The sequence below is a fragment of the Moorena sp. SIO4E2 genome, from assembly GCF_010671945.1.
GTDB classification, from domain to species: Bacteria; Cyanobacteriota; Cyanobacteriia; order Cyanobacteriales; family Coleofasciculaceae; genus Moorena; species Moorena producens.
The window spans coordinates 1,391-2,732 of sequence record NZ_JAAHIE010000804.1; the positions used below are offsets into that span (position 1 = coordinate 1,391).

Here is a 1,342-nt window from a genome sequence, read left to right on the forward strand (position 1 = left end):
CTTCCTTAATTTTTAATTTTTAATTTTGAACTTTGAATTGAAGTGCGATCGCGTAGCGTGGCCTACGGCCAATCGCTTTTGTAGGGTGGGCAAAGGTGGATGATAACTGTACAAATGGTGAAACTATGATTATTTGCCGACCCTACCCAACTCATCGCTGATAGTGCGATCGCTTTTGTAGGGTGGGCAAAGGTGGATAATAACTGTACTTTTGGTGAAACTATGATTATTTGCCCACCCTACACCACTACTAGCAATAAGGGCGGTTTTATACAAACTATGTTCAGTAGAGCCAAAAATGTTAAATCGAATTAAAATTACTATAGAGTCGGAAATGGACTTACAACTTCACAGGGATTTGAACAATATCCAACAGTTTTAGTGTAAAAATCATGACTACAAATAATCCACAGCCAGATCAACGCCCTCCGATTTGGATTGGGCATGTTAGCTTAAACGTTTCAGAGTTCAAAAAATCTCTGGACTTCTTCGAGTTTGTGGGAATGCTTAAGGTTGCTGAATTTCTAGAGTATGCAGTGCTTGAGTTGAGAGGGGGAACCCATCTGATGCTTAGAAATAAACCTGAAGCAGTACCAGGACAAGCGAGTTTTGATCTGATGGTTGATGATTTAAAGGCTCAACAGGTCGCCCTGCAAGAGGCTGGCTATGCACCGAGCGAAATTCGCGAAGGCCGAATACACAGTGTGTTTGATGTATCTGAACCTTCAGGAAACATAATTACCTTTTATGATAGCCATGTGGTGGGGCCAGTCTAGAGGGAACTATTTTTTTTGGGTTATCAGGTTGAAGGTTAGTTGGTTGTTCGCGTAGCGTGGCCTTTTGGCCAAGGTTATGAGGTTGAAGGTTATTAGTGCGATCGCGTAGCGTGGCCTACGGCCAATCGCTTTTGTAGGGTGGGCTGCATGTCGATGATTACTGTACTTTTGGTGAAACTATGATTATTTGCCCACCCTACCCAACTGATAGCTGATAGCTGAAAGCTGACAGCTGACAGCTTACCCTAAATCTGCCTACGAAACGCTCTAATCGCTTCTCCCGCATCGGTTTCCGCCATCAAAACACAGTGTGTGAAGCAATCAAGATCCAATTCACTCAGTCCGGGTAGCAAGCTACGCTCAATTGGGACATAACTGCCATCTTGAAGATGATAAAGCTTTAGTAATCCATCTTCCCAAAACCAAACCTCTGGAACAGCTAAAGCTTGATAACGTTCTAACTTGCTGATGCCACCACTACTAAAAACCACTTCAATGGACAAATCTGGAATTGGCTTAACACTACCGATGCAGTAAGAATCGTCAGCTTGGGCAGAGGCGACGCC

The 1,342-nt window shown here is 43.5% G+C and carries 2 protein-coding genes; one reads left to right on the plus strand and one right to left on the minus strand.

Translation table 11 applies throughout. The features are described from left to right. The first annotated feature begins 392 nt into the window (after nt 1-392). On the plus strand, nt 393-776 hold the full coding sequence (locus F6K37_RS37455) for a VOC family protein (RefSeq protein ID WP_287256084.1): 384 nt from the start codon (nt 393-395) through the stop codon (nt 774-776). 245 nt (nt 777-1,021) lie between these two features. Here F6K37_RS37455 and F6K37_RS37460 read toward each other — a convergent pair. Continuing rightward, nucleotides 1,022-1,342: Uma2 family endonuclease (locus F6K37_RS37460; protein WP_287256086.1), on the minus strand; the 321-nt coding region annotated here is incomplete at its 5' end.